Raw genomic sequence first — 509 nt, forward strand, 5'->3', positions numbered from 1 at the left:
GAGGCGGCGCAGTGGGCCGCCCGGGCCAGGGTCGAGCAGCCGGGCGCCTCCGCCGAGGTGCTGGCCGAGCAGGCGGTGCGCAGGTTCGTCAACCGGGCGCGGCTCTCCGGTGCGGTCTCCGGCGCGGCCGGGCTGCCCGGCGCGGTGATCGACGTCGGCGTGCTGGCCTGGACGCAGGCGCGGATGGTGCTGCACATCGCGGCCGCGTACGGCGTCGACCCGCTGCACACCGACCGGGCCACCGACCTGCTCGTCCTCCAGCGGGTCCACAAGGTGGCCGAGAGCGCCCGGCTGGCGCTGGGCGTGGCCGCCGGCCGGGAACGCGCGGGCGCGCTCTTCGGCACCGGTGGGCAGCGCCAGCTGGGCAAGGTGATGCTGCGGCTGGGCGTGCGGCTGGCCCAGATGGCCGGGGTGCGGGCGGCGAAGCGGGTCTTCGCCAAGGTGGTGCCCGGCGCCGCGATCATCCTCGGCACCTGGGCCAACTCGTCGGCCACCACCTCGCGAGCCAG

Annotated in this window: 1 protein-coding gene; it reads left to right on the forward strand. The window is 77.2% G+C overall.

The features are described 5' to 3' along the window. The coding region (locus SM447_RS30080) for an EcsC family protein (protein ID WP_474576238.1) at positions 1-509 on the forward strand (509 nt) is incomplete at both ends.

The sequence above is a fragment of the Micromonospora aridisoli genome (assembly GCF_056150025.1).